This is a genomic window from Alphaproteobacteria bacterium SS10 (assembly GCA_019192455.1).
Taxonomy (GTDB): domain Bacteria; phylum Pseudomonadota; class Alphaproteobacteria; order TMED2; family TMED2; genus TMED2.
The window spans coordinates 1,472,961-1,491,286 of sequence record JAHCML010000003.1 but is presented as its reverse complement, the minus strand read 5'-3'; the positions used below and the strand labels follow the sequence as shown (position 1 = coordinate 1,491,286).

The window sequence follows — 18,326 nt, the reverse complement described above, 5'->3', positions numbered from 1 at the left end:
GGTTATCCGCCCGGGCCTTTTTCTATTCTGTAAGCCTGATCGGATCAGGCGTCGTTGGCAGCACGTTGGCGCCAAGAGCCACTCCGCCAGATATTCTCAATGCCGCGAGCAGAGGCTTCGGTGGACACCAGGGTCTGCCACTCTTGCCAGGCGCGCTGGCCGTGATCATCCAGGTGCAAGGACAGGATCAGCAGCAGGCGGTTGAGGATCGGGGAGGTGCGGCCACCCTGGACAACCCAGCGGTAACCGGCGGAGGCCTCACGTCCAAGGGCGATGCCAAGGGTTTTACGGGACAACTCCGGCAGGCGGTCGGCCACATCACCCGGCTCCGGTGGCCGCGGAATGGGGCAAGCCTCTGGATAGGTGTCGAGAAACCGTGCCAGCAATGCCACAGCGGGATCTTTAACCGGGTCGCCGCCGGCTTTCTTGATCTTTCCCCAATTGGGCATTGAGAGGCCGAAAAGCCAACAAAGGTCAGTGACAGACAGGGCTAGCTTCTCCCGTAAGTCCTCTAAATCATGGCCGGTAACCGGTCGATCCTTCGGGATCATGCTTTGTCCTTTCAAACTTGCTTTCTATACACAATACAACGCATCGAGCTGCACGGCCTTGCCCCCACTGGTGAATAACAGTGAACAAACACGAGGAAGAAGTGCAATTCGGTAATGGTGCCGATCGAAGCCCAAGGATTTGAACAACATGTCGACTGTCGCGCTGACCGCCTTCTTTACCTACAACCGGCGAAACATGCCAGAGTCTGTTACCCTGGCCGATGTTCCACTCCCCCCACGCGCCCTACCACCATCCGGTGGCCTGACCACCCTTTATGGGTTCCGCGACGCTTTGGAAGAGCTTTCACGCCTCCGTAAGCGCTGGGAGAGTGACACCGTTGGTTTCGCAACCGTTACCCTGCAAGTTGAAATCGGTAAGATGCCGTATGGCCGGGTGAGCCCAGAGAAGCTCGAGAACTTCCGTTTCCTCTATCTGGATCGGATTACCCGCCCACTCGAAGACATCTGCCGTCAGAAGTTTGATGGTTACGCTGAAGAGATGGGCCTAGAGCCAGCTGACCCATTCCGTCACGCTGGTTTCGTGTGTGAGCGCCCAGACTTCATCGGTCGCCTGCACCAAGAGCCAGAGTTCAACCACCTAGACGTCATTGTCTACCGGATTGATGATCCACTGACCGGCCCACGCCAGATCGCGTCCCTGTTCAACAAAGACGCTGTGGTGTCGATTGAAGCACGTGGTGTTGATACCCGCATCCTTCTGCCACAGGCAGTGCCAGAGCGTGGTGTTCCAGGTGTGGAAGAGACCATTCGCAAGACTGCATAAGTCTCGATACCAATACGAATACAAAGAAAGCCGCTGGTTACGACCGGCGGCTTTTTTGTTGGCTGGGTTTTAGCTGTGGTTCTAGGTGACCAGCGTCGCCATCCAATCCAAGACGGCTTGGATATCCTCAGGCCGCAAGGTTGCCCAGCAGCCAGCCGCGGCCAGCATTGGGCCAAAGGGTTTATGCTGGTCCTGGTAAAGGCGCAGGAGGCCGAGAACGGCAAAGACCAGCAGCCCTAGCAGAGCGGCAAAGACGGCAGTTAAGAACACGTATTCAATGCCCACCCAGGCGCCAATCGCACCCAGTAGTTTTACATCGCCACCACCAATGCCAATGATGCCGCGCAGGCGGAAATAGGCCTCTTGAAGTAGCCATAAGAAGCCAAAGCCAGCGGCTGCGCCCATGATGGCGTAATCAGGCGGCACAGGCGTGATGTTCAGGGCTGATGCCAACAGGCCAACCCAGAGCAGCGGAAGGGTCAGGCGGTCGGGCAGTGCCATATGCTTCACATCAGCCAGGGTCATGGCGATGAAGCTCCAACCGGCAAACATGTAGGCAAGGGTCGACCAGGTCGGTCCAAACTTCCAGGCGATTAAGGCAAATAGAACGGCACAGCCCCATTCCGCCATAGGGGCCGAGACGGGCACCTTAAATCCGCATTGCTTGCAGCGGCCCTTGACCGCGAACCATCCAATACCGGGCGCACGTTCAATGGCGCTCAATGGGCGGCCACAGTTCTCACATCGACTAGCCGGCCACCAAAGGCCCATTTCCTGCTCAAGCTCGATGCCTTCATCCTCAGCAACAGCGAGCTGGCCAAGCCGATCACCAGCAACGGTGGAGAACCCACCAAAGACTAGGCCTAGAAGGGCAGAGAAGGTGATCAGGATCGGTGGTTGCGCCAGGGCAAAATGCAGCGCGTCGAGAAACTCGGTCATGGTTAGCAAGGCTCTTGTTCAGATAACTGGGGCGGCAGCAGGGATTATTGCTGGTTCTGTTGGTCAACCTGTTGTTGCAGCAGCTCTTGCTGCTTCAGCAGTAACTCAAGCTGTTGGGCGCTAAGCGCTTCCAACGACTCAACACGGGCACCAAGTTCGCGAACCTGACGCAGCTCAGGCGATTCGAGCCGGGCGCGGATGGCATCACAGCCCTCACTTGGGCCTCGCCGCTTCGTCTTGGCCGTTAATTCAAGGTACTTGTCTTGCGCCCTAACATAGTCGCGCGCGCTCTCAGCGGCGTTGCGAAGCTCTTCAATATGATACTGCTCAAGGTCAAAGATGCGGGACTGGTCCACGCCACAGGCAATGGCACCACCCATATCGCGGCCAAAATCCTCCGCCATATCCTCGGCATCGGTATCGGCATGGGCAATTGACGGATGGCTAAGGCCGATCGCTAGACCAAACCCTAGGATCGCCACGGTCAGCATTGCTTGTCTCAGCTTATCCATCTAAAACCCCAACAACTGGCCTAAAAACCAATCTTTACACTGGTTGTTTGGGCCGAACTCTCTTAAACACCTGTGATCCAAGTCTACAGGCAGGCCGTGCAGCATCAAAGGGTTCGCTGCATTGCCCCTCGATCAACCAACTGTGCGTGATTAATGCCCAAAGAAGATCTTATTGAATTCAACGGTACCGTCGTCGAACTGCTGCCGAACGCCATGTTCCGGGTCAAGCTCGATAATGACCACGAAATCCTGGCGCACACCTCAGGCAAGATGCGTAAGAATCGTATTCGCGTGCTGGCCGGTGACCGCGTAACCGTTGAGATGACGCCTTACGACTTGACCAAGGGCCGCATCACCTTCCGCTTTAAGTAAGCGGGACTTGCCGTACCAGTCGATGAAGACTGCAACGGCGCGGGCGACCATGGAGGTAACCCCATGGAACTAATCTTAGCATCGGCATCACCGCGCCGCTTAGCCCTGCTGGAACAGATTGGACAAGTGCCATCACAGGTTCTGGCCGCCGATTTAGACGAAACACCCCATCCGAGAGAACTACCCCGCCGTTACGCGATCCGCCTTGCGGATGAGAAGGCGGTGGCCGTTCGTGATGCCCATCAATTGACCAAGCCGGGCCAGGTCATTCTCGCGGCCGATACGGTTGTCGCCTTAGGCCGTCGCATCTTGCCTAAGGCCGAGGATGCCCAGACCGTGCGTGAGTGTCTGGCGCTGCTATCCGGTCGTGCCCATCAAGTGCATTGCGCGGTTACCTTGCTAACAGGGGCTGGTCAGATGACACGTCGATGCGTCAGCTCCCGCGTCTCGGTAAAACGGCTCACCAAGGCCGACATCGAGGGCTATGTCGACGGTGGTGAGGGGCTTGGTAAGGCTGGCGGCTATGCAATTCAGGGGCATGCAGCGGCGTTTATTCGCCAGATTGCCGGATCATACTCGGGCATTGTCGGCCTCCCGCTATTTGAGGTTTCCCAGATGCTTCATGGGCTGGCCGTCAAATGACACGCCCAACCCTGATTATTGAACCGGTTGGCGAAGCTATTCGCGCTGCCCTGTTTCAGGCTGGGGGGCGGTTGCGCCAGTTCTGGTTGATGCCGGACCCAGCGCCCAGCCTCTATCCCGGTGCCATTGTTGAGGGGGCGATTAATGGGCGAAACAGTGCCATGGGGTCGCTGACCGTCGAGGTTCCTGGGGAAGGGGCCGTTCAGGTGCCCGCCCGTGGTGTTGGCCAAGAGATTGCTACTCTGCCCATCGAGATCATTGCGGCCCCCCAACGCGGCACGGGTACAGGGCGTCAGAAGCCAGCCCGGGGCACTGCACAGATCAGTGCCGCTGGCCGTTACCTCGTGTTGCGCGATCCGAAGGGGCGGGGCGTCAAGCTGTCCAATCGGATGGCCGCGGGTGCGGTCGAGCCGTTAGTGGCGGAGATGCAGAAAGAGGCAGGCAGCTGGATCATTCGTCATAATGCCTTGGATGTTGAGCCCACCACCGTTCTAGCGGAGGCACAGCGCTTGCTGGCTGACTGGACTAGCTCAACCCGTCCAGCCATGAGCTTACCCGCTCGCATCTTCCAAGAGATGGTGGTTGAGCCTGACACGGTCGACGTCATTCTTGATGCCAAGCTTAGCGACGAGACCATGAACAAGATGGCGGCGCTGTTACCAAGCGAGGCGATTAGGGCTGAGCAAGAGGCAGGTGATCGCCTAGATCTCGATCGCCATCAATATGAACTGCAGCAGGCGGTGGCACCGTTTGATGGTGGCCAACTTTGTATTGAGCCGACAGAGGCTTTGATCGCCATTGATATGGACCTGGCGAGCCTTGAGCATTGCCATGCCGGCCTGTTGGAGGCGGTGAGGCAAATCCAGCTGCGCAACCTATGCGGCTCGATCGTCATCGACTTGCCAAGAGGCATCGACCCGGCCGAGGTAAAGAAGGCCATGACCAACTACCTTGAGCAGGCGGATATGGCGGCGACGGTTCATGGTGTCAGCCGTGGCGGTTTATTGGAGTTGTCGATCAGCCGCCGTTGGCCCATGTTGCATGAAATTCTGGCGCATTCGCCAGGTTAGCTCCCGATTGGATGAAATCTGAATGAGTAAGGCTAAATGCCCAACCTGCGGTAAGCCGACCGTACATCAGTTTCGACCCTTCTGTTCGAAACGCTGCGCGCAGCTCGATCTCGCCAAGTGGCTGAATGAAGATTACGCCATCCCGGTAGGGGATGAGGCCGCCCATGACGGCCAGCGACGGGGCGATGAACGGCCACGGCAACCAGCCAATGATGACGGCCCGATCATCATTCAGGAAGATTAGATAGCTAGAGGCCGACTAGACCCTGGACAGGCCGGGGCCGGTTTTCTATAAGGCGGTTCGCGTTTGGCGCGGCGACATGGTTCGCCCGGGCCAAGCCCTAGATGCCCAGGTAGCTCAGTTGGTAGAGCAGCGGATTGAAAATCCGCGTGTCGGTGGTTCGAATCCGCCCCTGGGCACCATCCCCCCACAATACTCCGTTTATTGGTCCGGCCAGCTGCCCCATCGATCGGGCACGTGGTGACGTATTGGCTTTCTGCGCCCAGCGCTAGGCTATGCTGACCTATTCGAGGGTAGAACCATGAACCGTACGCAAAAAACCGCTGAGCGCCTGAACAAGTTCAAGGGCGCCTCACGGATCACCCTGTTCATTGAGGATGATTACGATCTGTCCAAGCATGAGCAGGCGAAGATCCAGCGCGTTCGGGATGCAATCGATGATTGGCTGGCCCGGCATCGGGGGGAATACGAGTATGTCGATGGTGTGGAAGAGGAAATGGGTGAGCTTCACTTCCTAATCGTGCCCAAGGCGCTAGAGGAAACCATCCCAGGCGATTGGCTGATGTATGTGCCGAAATGGACCGATGACGGAAAGATCCCGTTCTGATCCGAAACAGCGCAGCTCAACTCGGTTTGGGGGCTTCGGCTTTGCCCTCGCGCTGGCGCTTTAGCCAGTCTAGCGGGTCGAACTCTTCGCCCTTTGCTGCTGCCGCGTCACGGAGGGCCACGGCGCGATCCTGGGCCTCGCTCTCGGCCTTGCCCAGCACGCGTAGGTTATCCAGCATGAAGGGGCGGAAGGGCTCGCTTGGGCGGCCAACGGGCTCGAGGATTGGGCCCGCGTCAATAAAGGCTTCAAGCTTTTTGAGCTCGGATAACCGGCCCATGCCGTTCAGCACTAGGTCGGGCTGAATATCACTGGTCTTGTCGAACCGCTCATTCTCATCACTGATGATTTGCACCACGGTCAGGCCCGCGCGTTTTGCGGCCTCAACACCGGTTTTGCTGTCCTCAAAGACAATGATCTCGGACGGGTCGACACCAAAGGCACCTTGCATCTTCCGGGTGGCATTCTGATATCCCTCGGGATGCGGCTTCTTCTTGGTCATCTGGCCCGCTGTGATCCGAAAGATCAGGCCATTTTGTAGCTCGCCAATCCGGTCAACCTTGGTCCAGGAGGTTTCTTCCCGGGCATTGGTGACCACGGCCTGAAACATGTGCCGGTCATTGATCATCTGGAACATGGCCGGGACGCCAGGCAGCACCTCAATCTGATTGCTGCGCTCAGCGACATAGGCCTTGGTCTGGGCCTCGAACTCTTTCTGGTGGCCATCAAATTGGCCATCGCCAAAGAACAGTTTGAACCGGTCACCGGCGCTCATCCCCGTGGTTTCATCAAACTGCGACGAGGTGATGGTCTTGCCATAGCCGGCCGCCACGTTGATGAACGCGTCTTTACCGACCTGCTCGCTGTCGATGAGGGTCCCATCAACATCGTAGAAGGCTGCTTTGTATCGGCGCTTGGTCATAATCGAAGGATTCTAAGCGGTTACCGGTCTATGCTTTGACGATATCTTGCACCAGGGAAACACAAAACACTATTTCCATTTGTGTGCATGCAACCCTGGCAGGGATTAAATCCCGGCAACGACACTGGTGCCAACGGCCATCACAACCCCGGCGATTAAGCCGCCAATCATGATCGTGCCAAACCCGCTGCCGATATAGGCCAGGAACCCACCGATTGTGACCGCGCCCACAGCAAAGGCGAGAACCGGCCCGACCAGCAACTCGGTCTTAAGGGCAATGGCCCGGGGCCCTTGCTTGTCCGCTTCATCGGCCTGGTGGTGCGCTTGGCGCTTACCCGCTGGTGGCTCGTTATCCTGACGCTTAGCCATGCTATATCTCGGTTGTCCTCAAGGGGTAGGGGGCTAGTGCAGTCCCAATCCTGGCCAGGATCGTATCACAGTGCTCTGATGCGCTGGTGCGACGAGATCATAAAGCTCAATTGGCACCCGTAGGCGTTGCGCCTGATCCCGACCCAGCGCCCGGACATTTACTTCTGGCGCAACCTTCACCCGGCCACCAAACAGGCTGGCCAGCGGGGCTGTGAGGCGGACACCAAAGTCGGCGCCGCCAACCTCGGCAAAGGTAACGGCGCCACTGGCCGCTAGATCCTCCCCATCGCTGAAGGCAAGGTAGCTCTCAAGTTTCCAGCCATAACCCAGCGGCTGGACCAGATCGAAACGCAGGCCTGCTTCGGTGCCCAGATAGCTAATCACTGACATCTTGCCGACTGTGCCACCGCCGAACTGGTAGTAACCCGACACCTCACCAGTGCCGACCACGTCTTCCTGGAACTCCAACGTGTTGAACGGGTTGCGGCGGAACACCTGGCTGAACTGGCCGCCGACTGCCCATTTCGCATCATGGGGCCAGTAGAGAAGCTGCGCGTTAAGGCCGCCATATTGCTCTTCAAACATGCCGGTTAGGCCGGCCAGATAAAGGTCCGGGAAGACATGGTCAAAGCTGCCGATATAGGCGTTTTCCAACCAGAAACTGTTGTCAGCGAAGAGTGCCAAATCACTGCGCACCGGTAGCGAGATAACCGCCCGATCAAGCTCTAGCCGATCAAGATTATCGGCGAGGTTCACCCGCAGGCCCGCACCATAGATTGTATTGCCGCGGCGGTACTGCCCATCCAACACAATGCTCTGCCTTGCAACGGCGGCGGTTGAGGCCTCAAAGGCATCGATGGTGGTTTCTGGTCGAATGTTGAGGCTGGCGCGATCCAGGAATCCACCGGTATCTGGTGGCAGGGTTTGTAACGTGCTGCGCTCGGCATTCTGCCAAACCTCATTGGCTGAGCCGGTATTGTTCGCAAGGTCGCGCAAATCAGCCGATGCCATGCTGAGGCCAAGGGTGGGTACACCATGGCTATGCAAACCCACCGTCACATCATCATCCAGGGGATTGGCAGCCGCGCCCTCAATGCCAGCACCCAGAATTTCGGCGGCCAGTTCCTCGGCGGAGATGGTACCTGCATCAAGCCATTGGCGGCCATTTGCTGATACTGCCTGGCTAGGGGTGGCGATGCTGGGCTTCTCCGGCTCCTCCAGCGTGGTTGACGCTGCTATCGGCAGTCCTAGGCCAGTTAGTGGCTTCCGCCGTCTGGTGGCGTCCCAGGACCAGGATAGGCGGGCTGAGATGGTCTTGAACCGCTCAACGGCGATCCCGGCTTGAAAACCCTGGCCCAAGGGGGTGGAGAGACCGACATTTACCGGGATATTGCCAAGGTCAAAATCAGGATCAAAGCGCCGCTCTGCCCAGAACTGGTCGCTGTCATATTCCAGAATTAGCTTTGGTCGATGCCGTTCTTTGACCCAGGGCAGGGTGAAGGGCAGGCGGTAAACGGCGCTGCCAAAGAGGCCGAGCCGGTCACCGGTGAACCAGAAATCCTCACCCCGGTCTGGTTCCTGCCGCCGCTCCGGCCGTTTGAAATGGCCACCGATGACGCTGAACGGGTTGGTGAGAGGCCCAGCGCCGGCCAGGCGGCCCCAGCCCATGCCAAGGCTTAGATCGACGGGGCCAATCCGCTTGCTGGCCACCAGGTACTCAGAGCCAAAGATGCCGTTACCGGCGATGGCATCGACGCCGAGGCTAATCTGTGGCGCAATCTCTCCCTCATGGCGGAGGAGGAATTTGGCATCCAGCCCGCCGCTAAACTCAAAGCCACGTAGATCTGGTGAGCGATCATCCCGGGTTCGGCGGAGCGTGAGGGCCAACCTCTCCAGGGGCTGAACTGAAACGCCGGCGACCCAATAGGGTTCCCGCCGTGCCGCATGCACCCGGATTGTCCCGGCCGGATCCATGCGGGCGGTAGGGGTGCGGATGGCGCCGATCCGGCCAAGCTCGGTCACCGGATTGTCTGATGCGGTGTTACGGAACCAGGGTTCAGCCGAGGGCGCACTATCCGCGCCAGAAACCGCCTGGCACCCGCTAAGTGCCAGGATCATCACGCCCGTGAGCAATCGGCGCCCCAAATCGGCCATGGCTGAAGGGACGGGTGCCAAGGCACCAGCTGGTCTGTCCGTAACGATTGCCGCCCGTCGTGCAGCCCCAGATCATCAATGGGCGCCGACCCATTGATAGGGCTGCAACCCCCATCATCATTAATCTCTAATATGCACAATAGTATAAGTGCTTAGCTGTGGGCAAACCGTATGGACAAAGCAGTTTGCCACATCACCTCGCGGCTGGATTTTTGGTCTGCTAGCATCAGCGATCGATTACCAAGCTTTGCTTGAGAGAATTAATGCAAGCCTTTGATTTTATAGTGGTTGGTGCTGGTCTGATGGGGGCGGCAGCGGCTCGACACCTGGCCAAGTCTGATGCCTCGGTACTACTGCTTGGCCCTGGTGAGCCAGCCGATAAACGGCGGCATCAGGGGGTGTTTGCCAGTCATTATGATGAGGCGCGCATTACCCGGCACTTGGATCCAAGGCCCGGTTGGGCGACCGTTAGTGCCCGCGCCATTCACCGCTATGCTGAGATTGAGCGGGAGGGGGGCGAGAGCTTCTTCCACGAGGTTGGCTCGTTAATGGTTGGTCCATCCGATGGCGATGGCTCAGCTTACTTTAAGGGAGCTGAAGCAGTCGGATTGGAGCGGGGGCTTGAGTTTTCGGTTCTCGATAACCAGGCGTTGGCAGCAAACTTCCCCATCTTCTCATTTCCCGATGATGTCTATGCCCTTTGGGAGCCTAGGGGGGCAGGCTACATCAATCCGCGTGGGCATGTGGCGGCGGAGAGTAAGGCCGCAGTGGCCGCTGGCGCCGTTAGGGTCGATGCAGAGGTTTCGCAGCTTGAAGAAGCACCAGAGGGCGTCACTGTCACCTGTGTGAACGGTGAGCGGTTCCAAGCCAGCAAGGTGGTCGTTGCCGCTGGGGCATTCTCGCGGGAATTGCTGCCGCAGCCCATCCAAATGGATGTGTTCGCGCGAACAGTTGCGTTTCTAGAGCTTGATGATGTGGAGGCTGAGCGGCTTAAGGCAATGCCGTCGCTGATCTACCAGCCGCCGGATATGTCCTTTAACCCCTATATCTTGCCGCCAGTCCGCTATCCGGATGGCAAGATCTACATCAAGATTGGTGGGGACCCGGATGATCAGCTGTTGCAAAGCAATGCAGAGATATCCGAATGGTTCCGTAGCGACGGAAATCTAGAAGTAAGGGATTTCCAGGTCGAACAGTTGTTGCGCTTCATGCCGGACCTTCGCTATCGCTCGGTCTCCTCAGCCAGCTGTGTGACCTCGTTTACCAAAACTCTGCGGCCACTAATCTATCATCAGACAGATCGCATCGTCGCGCTGACCGGCGGTAATGGCGTGGGTGCAAAATGTGGTGATGAGTTGGGTAGGTTAGGCGCGGCCGAGGCGCTCGGCGAACCCGCCGAGACCAGTCTATTCAATGGTGACTTTGGGCCTGATGGGGCGCCGGAACCCAGCCTTCGCAGCCCACGCCTTGAGGCGCGGGCTGATTAGGCTGGCTGGTTAGTCTGGCTTAAGCCCGACGGCCTGGGCGACGCTGAAGGTCGTTGGCCGCTGACATATCAGCAGCAGGATCGACGGCTGGGCCAAGCGGCTTCTCGTTCTCATCCACGGGCTCGTAGACATACTTTTTGTAGAACTGCGCATCATGCGGATCTTCAACCGTGTTGCGCACGCCAATGAACTGGGCGGGCTTATCGGTTGGGGACACGCTCACCTCTTCGCCAATGGTCAGGCGGTCAGCGTTGCGCATCTTCAGAACCTCTAGGTCCAGCTCACCGGCGCGGCTCTCGATACGATCAGCATTCTTTTCCATCAGCTCAACGGAGCCATGGATTGGAATAACGACCCGTGCGTTCACGGCCTCTAGATACTCGTCCACATCGGCGGCATAGCCATGACCGGAGGAGTGCACTGGCGCTTCCTCGGTGGTGACTAGTCGTTTGACGCCTTGTGCCTTGATGCCAGCATCCATGCCTGCAATCGGTGCTTCATTACCTGGAATAACCGAGGCAGAGCGGATGACCACATCGTTTGGACCCAGCACCAGGTGTTGGTTGTCACCACGGGCGGCACGGGGCAGGGCGGCATTCGTCTCACCCTGGGTGCCAGTAGCGATCACCAGCTGTTTGGAGTCTGGAATTTGATCCAGCGCCTGGTCCCGGCCCTCAACGACGCGGACCGAGCTGCCAACCTTACGACTTAGGATGTCGTTGATCTTGTTGAGATCGGTGTTCACCTGCGCGCGTCTGCGGCGGCCGCCACCATTTTGGGTCTTCAGCTCAATACCGCGTTCGATCTCATCGGCGCGGACGAGCACCTGAAGCGAGTTGAGCAGGGACTTGCCGTGAACAACCAGATGGCGGTCATTTTCAGCGGCGACCTTGGCGAGGTTCAGAATACGCTCGAGGCTACGGCCCATCACGCCGACAACAACGCGGTTGCCATCGCTCTCGGAGACAACCTGGCTGGTGGCGTTTTTCACCGTCTGTTCGGTTGGGGTGAAGCCATCAACATAGGCGCGGGTACTGTCGATGGTGGCGACGTCCACACGCTCATGGCCATAGCGCTTCAGCGCTTTGGCAATCAGGCCTGGCGTTTGCTCTTTATCGAACCAGGGGCCAATAGGGCCGGTTTGATCGGCCTTATAGTCGCTGGAGTGGACCATGGTGCCGGACGGCGTTGAGATCGCGAAACCAACGGAACCTGGGATCGAGTGGCTCACTGGGACCGGCATGATATACGCATCGCCGACTTGGAATGGCTCGCCCGGCTTGATGGTCCGGAACTCTGGCCATTTCGCCCGATCAACATTCAGGTTTATGAAGCTCTGCTCCATGAAGGCCTGGGTGATTGGGGTGGCGTAGACAACTGGCGCAACCTCGGCACCACGAGCCAAATCGTGGGCATAGGCGCCGATGTGATCCTCATGCGCGTGGCCGACGAGTTCAGCGTCTGGCACGCCCTCATCAGAGCTATCGGCCAGGATGGCATCATAGGGGCCATCAGGATCGGCGAATTTGGTGCCGTTATCGATCCGCAGCACGGTTGGCTTACGGCTCTTATTGGCGGGGTCATAGCGCAGGATACCGGAGTTGGCGCCGATATCTTCGGGGTTGTTGCCACCCTTTGGCGCGTAGGTCATCTCACCCTTCATGGCGAGCTCTTCTGGCCGTGGGCTGTCAAAAACTGGTGCCGGTGGCGGTGCCTTTGGCATCGGCGTCACGGGCTCTTGCGCTTCCATCTCTGGCGCCTGCTCTTCATGGCGGCGGCCTTTGCGGCCACGGCGGCCATGATTACGGTTGTTCCGGTGATTATTCTGATTGCGATGGCGCTTTGGCATAAAATCGGGGCTCTATCATGACAGTTGTCGGGTCACCGGACGGATGGAACCAGGGACCCGGCGGGGGTTCATGTCACGTGTAGGCATCCCATTGGCTGTCGCCCTCATCCTCATCCAGGTCGATCCATTTGGTGATCAACCGTTGGTAGATGGATGGATCGTCAGGACCACGCCCAGCGACAAAGCCGGGTAGGTTTCGGATCAACTGGTCCATCGCCTCATCGCTGAGGCCGATGCGGGTGATACGCGGGTGGTGGAATTCGAGGGCGCGAACAATCTCGTCCTCATCCTTCCAAGTCATGCGTTTTACCGCTCTGGGCATGGCCCTAATCCTTGGTCCACTACGATCATCATGGGGTCACCATGGATGGTGTAACGATCGACTAAAACTCGTCAACCGCCATGCCATTTACGTAACGCTGTCATGTTCCCAACTCAAAACGAAAGCGCGCAGGAAATTCCCACGCGCTTCGAAAGTTTTTTGTAAGAAGGTGTCGCTACACTATCGCGAAATGCGAAAAATTAGCTCGCGTCGCGTAGACCACCATCTTCGAGCATCTGCAGATCGTCCTGAATCCGGGACACGCGATTGCCGATGATGTTCAGGCGATGGCGATAGGTCTCGCAGCTTGCAGCGCCGGTCAGGTTCACCGCGTTTACGATATCGGCCAGTGAGGCACGGATCGACATCATTTCACGGGTGCCTTCTGGCTCAAGACCAGATTGGGCGGCCAGACGGTGCGCAGCATTACACGCGTAAGAGCGGCATGCGGCGAGCATGGTCAGAACATTTTGAAGACGACGGGCGAGGGTTTGTGGGCTCTCGCGGAAATCGTAATCGGCAGCTGCCGCCATGCGATCCAGTTCAAACTGTGCGCGGCCAATCTGCATGTCGAAGCTACGCCAACCGTAACCTTCGAAGACATTATCGTTGATCAGAGACATTAAAGTTCTCCTGCCTAGGGACACATTTGTATCGCTAAATGGGCCATTCGACCAACCGGGAAATTTATATGCTTACAAACGAAACGCTTGTTGCCCGGTGGATAAGCTGGCGTGGACTGTTTGGAAAAGCCAGGGCTTGTAACACTCTTGTCTGTCACAAGATGGCCATGAACCGATCATCTTTCGGCCCAACTCGCGGGCCAGATACACGGATATTCCGGCAAGAGTCCATCCAAATTATCGCATTGCAGCGAGAATGCCTCCATCGGCTGTTGCACGGCTGAACCAAGGCCGCTGGGTATTAGGTTCTCGTTCCACCGGGTGCGGGGCCGGTGTCGTTGGCGTCCCGCTTACGCCAGTTCGCCAAAGCGAGCGCGGTAACCTCCGGCTCGAAATGGGATGCGTCTTTTGCTAGCGCATCCAGGTCTTTGTAGACCCGCTTATCGACAAACAATGTCATGGCCCGTTGGTGCCGGGTGATCATTACGTTTGCCTGCGGATGATCCAATTCTCTCGTAATAATAGGAAAGGTGGAATCTAAAGCGCCGCCTTGGGGCGAATCCATCATGTGACCTTCCTCCCAGGCGGGTGGTTCCGGCTGGGATAATGTCAATGAATACGCATGGTTAAGGCGAATACCTTCGTTCACCTTAATGGTAACCGGCGAATCCTCGCCATCGATCAAAACGGTCATATGATTGGGGCCAATCGCCTCAATTGTGCCAACAGCACCCTTAGTGATTCGACCGCCACTCATGCTCTGATCCGGGGTGATCGTCTCCCGGAACAGCACCCGATCCTGAAGTGAGAATTCACGCTCACCATCATGGGTCTGAATGGTGACACCGTCGCTTAGATAGCCAGCTTCCTTAAGGTGTTTACGGGCCAGCTGATTGGCCTTGTGGTTCACCTTGCGGTCCAGGGTGAACATCACACCGCGTTTGCCGTCATTTATCGGCTTCACCCGCCACTCAGTGTAGGCAATTGCCGCCTGCTCAACCGGGTCCTTAGTGAACTTTATCCGACCGCGCTTGTCGTAGTTCTTCAATGCCTTCTTGGCATTGCCCTCATCCATCGCGAGGGTGGCTTCCTTATCTTTTTCCTTACGCTGACGTAGGACTTTCTCAAGCCGGATAATGCGGGTGTTTGGGTCCTCAGCAATTGCGCGTAGGGGATCGCCGGGGGCAATCGCCTTCATCTGGGTCAGGCCGCCAATATCGCCGATTGAAAGGTTGTGTTTGGCGGCAACCTGCATGATGCGGAACTTCTCCCGCGTGCCGCTCATCGCGGCCTCATCGACAATCAGCATGCCACCACGCTGTAGGCCAAGCTCTGGCGCCAGGGCGGGGTCGCGAATAGATTCTAGGGTCTCGAGCACTTGGTGCAGCGGCATTGCCTTATGCCCGCTCTCGCGCTCTAGGGTGCGGATGAGCTGGGTTGGCTGGGCGGTTATCAGGACGCTATGGCCGGCCTGTTTGAGGGCGCGAACGGCCATATTGATGACCGTACTTTTGCCAGCGCCCGGATTACCGTGAAGGAAGCGGTAGCGGGCAGGCTCAACGAATTTGCGGATCGCATCCTCGATATCGCCTTCCAGCTTGTATTTCTTGCCGACGGCCTCACGCTCAGCGCGGTAATTTGAGAGCGCCAAATCAACAGTATCGCGGCGAACCCCAGCGCCAGGCTGATTGGACCAGCTGCGTGCGGCGTGCAGGATCTGCTGCTCCATCGTTTGCAGCTCAATAGTGGTATAGCGCGTCTTATAATCGTCGCCGAAATCATAGACAGTGCCAGGGTAGGTAATCACCCGGTTCATATCGGAGAGAAGGCCGGTGGTAATTGCTTCACGTACAAGATGGCTACTGCGGACATCCTTCACCAGCTCCGGTGGTTGCCAGTCACGGCGATCCATCAGGGCGGAGTGCAGCTCATTAGCGGTGAAGGTGCTGTGATGGGCGGTAACGCTGTGCAGTAGCTTATCAGCGTTCTCAGCAAGGAATTGCTCAGCCTTCTCAAGCGCGGCTTTGCGCTCGGGATCGATGCCGTTCGATTGCCCGAACGGGTCGCTTAAATCGCCACTTACTTGCCTGCCGTCATCGGGCATCTGTTGTCTTTACTCAACCAGAAGAGGAGCGGGCAGTGGGAGAAAACGCCCAATTTCTGCTAATAAAACAACAGCTTCAGCCGAAAGTTGCAGCCTCTGATTTAAGAAGCTTTTGTGACAAGGCAACGCAATTGACCATTATCTCTTGTGCAAACAAGGTCCTAAGGTCGGATCAGTCACCGCTGCCAATTGTCTCCATTTGCGCCAAATCGCGTGGCACCTGTGGGGACCCGGCCGAACCCGGCGCACCGTAATAGATTTCCGCCGAACCCAAGGCACCGGTGGTGCTGGATGGGTTTGTGCGAAGTGGCGCACGCGGGGTCCGCTTAGGCAGCGGGCTTGCCTGCGGTTGCGCCATCGCTTGCGGCGTTGGCATCTCTTGCCGTGGCTCTTCACGCATCTCAGCGCGCGGCGTTTGCCGCTCAATCAATGGCTGTGCCGTAACCGATGGCGGTGTCGGCACCGTTGGCCGTGACATGGCCGAGGCTGGAACCGGCTGCGGTGCTGTATCCACTGATGGGGACTGTGCCATGCCGGTGAGGGCAGGGCGTGCACGCACCGCGCCAGAGGCCGCGGTTAGCGGTGGCCGGAAGGTTGGCTGTGGCTGGTGATCTGCCGTGCTGGCAATGCTTTGCGGTGGCTGTGGCAACGCCTCAGCTTCCATGGGCTCCACAGGTTGTTGTGGGGCTTCAGGCTCTTGCATGCTGGCGGCCACCGGCATTGTTGGTGCGGTTGGCGTAACAGACACGGCATTGGCCTGCTGCTCAATCAACTGCATGGCTGCGGCCGGGAGTGGTGCCTGCTCTACCGTCGCTGGTGCCGTCTGAACGGCGGCGGCGGGCAGTGAGTTGGTTTGGTAGCCGATCACACCGGCATCGCTAACCCGCGTTGGTGGCGCCTTGGGTCCCTCAACTGGCTTTGCTTGCTGGCTGTGCATCACGGCAGCTGGCGGGGTTGGGGCCAGCGGTGGGGCAACCGGACGGGTTGGTAGCTGTGGTGTCTTTGCAGCAAATGCGCGAGCGGCAGCAGCGGCCAAGACGGGATCACCACCGGAGAGGGAGCGGACCCAGAATTCACGCAGCTTGGCGGGTACATCGAACCATTCGGCGGCAGCTTTGGCCCAAACCCAGACGGTCTCAGCACGCGCCTGGCTTGGCAGGGCATGGAACAGCTCACGGAACCAATCGTCGCGCATGCACTCCATAAAGGCATGCAAGGTCCAGGTGCGCACAGCACCAGGTGCAACGGCCTCACCGGCGCGGGCCATGACCTCATACTCAACTTCATAGAAGTCGGGCGCGTCGCCATTCTGCACCCGCTCTGCCATCACAATGGCTGCGGTGGCAGCGGCGGTGACGGCGATTGGTGCCAGACCTCGGGCTTCAAACTGATCGGCGATGCCCGCCTCAAAGGCGCGGAGGCCACGCTTCTTCTGTTTGGCAGGAACAGGCTTGGCCGTGGCAGCGGCTGCTGGGCGCGGCTTCTGCATCGCCACGGGCTGGCTGGCCCGAACTGGCTGGACCAGCTGTGGTTTATCGCTGGCAAGACGGGTTGGCATTGCCGGTGCCTTGGCTGGCTTCGCTTGCGGTGCAACCTGTGGGGCTGGCTTGGCTGGCGCAGCCGCTTGCACTGGTGGCGCGAGGCGCTGCTGTGGTTTTGCGGTGGTGCGAGCCATTGCGACGCGCTTGGCTGGCTGTGCAGCAGCCTTCTTGCTGTTTCGGCCAAGGCGGGGGGTGCCAGATGGGCGGCGGATACCGGCCTCTGGGTCAAACGCTGCGCGTTGCTGCTCAGCCGTATTGGCGGCTTGCTGGGCGGCAGGCTTTGCGGTGCCGATGCGGCGCGGTGTAGCCGCCGGACGGGGCGCTGTTGGTTGGCTGCTGGCCACCATGCTGCGCAGGCCATCAAACCAAGAACGACGCTGCCGCCCTTCGAGTTCCATGCTGAGGGCTTGCCCCAATGCCTTACGAAGTGGCTTGGACTGACCAGCAAGGAGATTGAGGGCAACCGCTGGCTTGCCGGCGATCTGCTCATCCGGGAAATCACGATAGAGGGAAGCGGCAAGCTTACCCCAATCACCATAGAGACGATAACGCTGGGCGGCGGGCAGGCGTTCCATGGCTTTTTGGAACACTGGGTTTTGTGCGGCGTCACGCATGACCAAGACCACCCGCGACCGGGTCATCCATGGTGGCAGCTGCTCAACTTCAAGGTCGGCGGCCAGTCGCTCTTCCAGGGTAACCAGGTCCGGGGCGACCCGCGCGCTCAGGGCGGCAGCAAGCTCATCGATCAGAAGCTCGGTTGCGCTCTCTTGATGTAGACGCAGGGGATCATTGGGTTCGCCGGGCAAGCTGGCGACACAGCTCTCGATCAGACGGTCGACATCTTGCGGGGTTAGAATGCTGGCCATTGCGGCACCTCAATCTCGCCAAGTGGCCGAAAACCTATGCTCGGCCCACTACAATTTGTGGCTATCTGCCATGTGTGCACAACATGTAGCATTGGAAATCAGCGAGTCGGAAGCGAGAAATCCAACGATTCGCAGATTTCGGTGGATAAATTGTGTCTGCGCGCTTGCTGGCTACTAGATATTGGGGGTGCCGGATGTCTGGTTACCAGCGGGAAAACATTTTTTGGTTGATTAGATAATTCTGAGAAACTATTTCCCGCTTTCTATCGTCACTGTCATATTCGGCTTAACAAAGTCGTGTAACGCATAGCGATCACGATGGCGTTTCAGGCGTATCCGAGCTTTTGCGGGCCATCACCCCCAACCCCCAGGCT

18 protein-coding genes and 1 tRNA gene are annotated in these 18,326 nt (G+C 58.3%); 8 read left to right on the top strand and 11 right to left on the bottom strand.

The genetic code is table 11. The features are described 5' to 3' along the window. Positions 1–44: 44 nt before the first annotated feature. On the bottom strand, positions 45–551 hold the full coding sequence (locus KI792_07255) for a hypothetical protein (protein ID MBV6632813.1): 507 nt from the start codon (positions 549–551) through the stop codon (positions 45–47). 148 nt (positions 552–699) lie between these two features. On the opposite strand from KI792_07255, the gene KI792_07250 reads away from it, so the two are divergent. Beyond that, the gene (locus KI792_07250; protein MBV6632812.1) at positions 700–1,335 is read left to right on the top strand and encodes a hypothetical protein; all 636 of its coding nucleotides are present in this window, start codon (positions 700–702) and stop codon (positions 1,333–1,335) included. An 81-nt stretch (positions 1,336–1,416) separates the two neighbouring features. Here KI792_07250 and KI792_07245 read toward each other — a convergent pair whose 3' ends face one another. Together KI792_07245 and KI792_07240 are read right to left on the bottom strand one after the other, a co-directional pair. Further along, a complete protein-coding gene (locus KI792_07245) occupies positions 1,417–2,274 on the bottom strand; it encodes a prepilin peptidase (GenBank protein MBV6632811.1) in 858 nt (285 codons plus the stop codon). A 44-nt stretch (positions 2,275–2,318) separates the two neighbouring features. Then, the gene (locus tag KI792_07240) at positions 2,319–2,786 is read right to left on the bottom strand and encodes a hypothetical protein (protein ID MBV6632810.1); all 468 of its coding nucleotides are present in this window, start codon (positions 2,784–2,786) and stop codon (positions 2,319–2,321) included. 153 nt (positions 2,787–2,939) lie between these two features. On the opposite strand from KI792_07240, the gene infA reads away from it, so the two are divergent. The 6 genes from infA (at position 2,940) to KI792_07210 (ending at position 5,718) form a co-directional block, all read left to right on the top strand. After that, positions 2,940–3,158 (top strand): translation initiation factor IF-1, encoded by a 219-nt coding sequence (gene infA / locus KI792_07235; GenBank protein MBV6632809.1) that lies wholly within the window; start codon positions 2,940–2,942, stop codon positions 3,156–3,158. A gap of 63 nt (positions 3,159–3,221) precedes the next feature. Continuing rightward, complete coding sequence (maf, locus tag KI792_07230) at positions 3,222–3,800, top strand: septum formation protein Maf (GenBank protein MBV6632808.1); 579 nt, start codon at positions 3,222–3,224, stop codon at positions 3,798–3,800. Then, on the top strand, positions 3,797–4,870 hold the full coding sequence (locus KI792_07225) for a ribonuclease E/G (protein ID MBV6632807.1): 1,074 nt from the start codon (positions 3,797–3,799) through the stop codon (positions 4,868–4,870). Before maf ends, KI792_07225 begins: the two co-directional genes overlap by 4 nt. A gap of 22 nt (positions 4,871–4,892) precedes the next feature. Next, on the top strand, positions 4,893–5,114 hold the full coding sequence (gene yacG, locus KI792_07220) for a DNA gyrase inhibitor YacG (GenBank protein MBV6632806.1): 222 nt from the start codon (positions 4,893–4,895) through the stop codon (positions 5,112–5,114). A 103-nt stretch (positions 5,115–5,217) separates the two neighbouring features. Continuing rightward, positions 5,218–5,293 (top strand) — tRNA-Phe (locus tag KI792_07215). A gap of 119 nt (positions 5,294–5,412) precedes the next feature. After that, positions 5,413–5,718: a hypothetical protein gene (locus tag KI792_07210; protein MBV6632805.1), complete on the top strand. Its 306-nt coding sequence runs from the start codon at positions 5,413–5,415 to the stop codon at positions 5,716–5,718. Positions 5,719–5,734: 16 nt separating this feature from the next. Here the strand turns inward: KI792_07210 and KI792_07205 are convergent, their stop codons facing one another. From KI792_07205 to KI792_07195, 3 genes are all read right to left on the bottom strand, one after another. Next, entirely contained in the window at positions 5,735–6,637 is a 903-nt protein-coding gene (locus KI792_07205) for an HAD family phosphatase (GenBank protein MBV6632804.1), read from the bottom strand. A gap of 105 nt (positions 6,638–6,742) precedes the next feature. Further along, a complete protein-coding gene (locus KI792_07200) occupies positions 6,743–7,006 on the bottom strand; it encodes a hypothetical protein (protein ID MBV6632803.1) in 264 nt (87 codons plus the stop codon). 33 nt (positions 7,007–7,039) lie between these two features. Next, positions 7,040–9,160: a YjbH domain-containing protein gene (locus KI792_07195; GenBank protein ID MBV6632802.1), complete on the bottom strand. Its 2,121-nt coding sequence runs from the start codon at positions 9,158–9,160 to the stop codon at positions 7,040–7,042. Positions 9,161–9,423: 263 nt separating this feature from the next. Between KI792_07195 and KI792_07190 the strand changes: the two genes are divergently transcribed. Further along, positions 9,424–10,647: an FAD-dependent oxidoreductase gene (locus tag KI792_07190; GenBank protein ID MBV6632801.1), complete on the top strand. Its 1,224-nt coding sequence runs from the start codon at positions 9,424–9,426 to the stop codon at positions 10,645–10,647. 19 nt (positions 10,648–10,666) lie between these two features. Here the strand turns inward: KI792_07190 and KI792_07185 are convergent, their stop codons facing one another. The 5 genes from KI792_07185 to KI792_07165 form a co-directional block, all read right to left on the bottom strand. Next, complete coding sequence (locus KI792_07185; GenBank protein MBV6632800.1) at positions 10,667–12,496, bottom strand: ribonuclease J; 1,830 nt, start codon at positions 12,494–12,496, stop codon at positions 10,667–10,669. Positions 12,497–12,569: 73 nt separating this feature from the next. Beyond that, entirely contained in the window at positions 12,570–12,797 is a 228-nt protein-coding gene (locus KI792_07180; GenBank protein ID MBV6632799.1) for a hypothetical protein, read from the bottom strand. A gap of 221 nt (positions 12,798–13,018) precedes the next feature. Next, positions 13,019–13,441: a hypothetical protein gene (locus KI792_07175; GenBank protein MBV6632798.1), complete on the bottom strand. Its 423-nt coding sequence runs from the start codon at positions 13,439–13,441 to the stop codon at positions 13,019–13,021. 301 nt (positions 13,442–13,742) lie between these two features. Next, entirely contained in the window at positions 13,743–15,545 is a 1,803-nt protein-coding gene (locus KI792_07170) for an AAA family ATPase (GenBank protein MBV6632797.1), read from the bottom strand. A 172-nt stretch (positions 15,546–15,717) separates the two neighbouring features. Beyond that, positions 15,718–17,952 (bottom strand): hypothetical protein, encoded by a 2,235-nt coding sequence (locus KI792_07165; GenBank protein MBV6632796.1) that lies wholly within the window; start codon positions 17,950–17,952, stop codon positions 15,718–15,720. Positions 17,953–18,326: the final 374 nt, after the last annotated feature.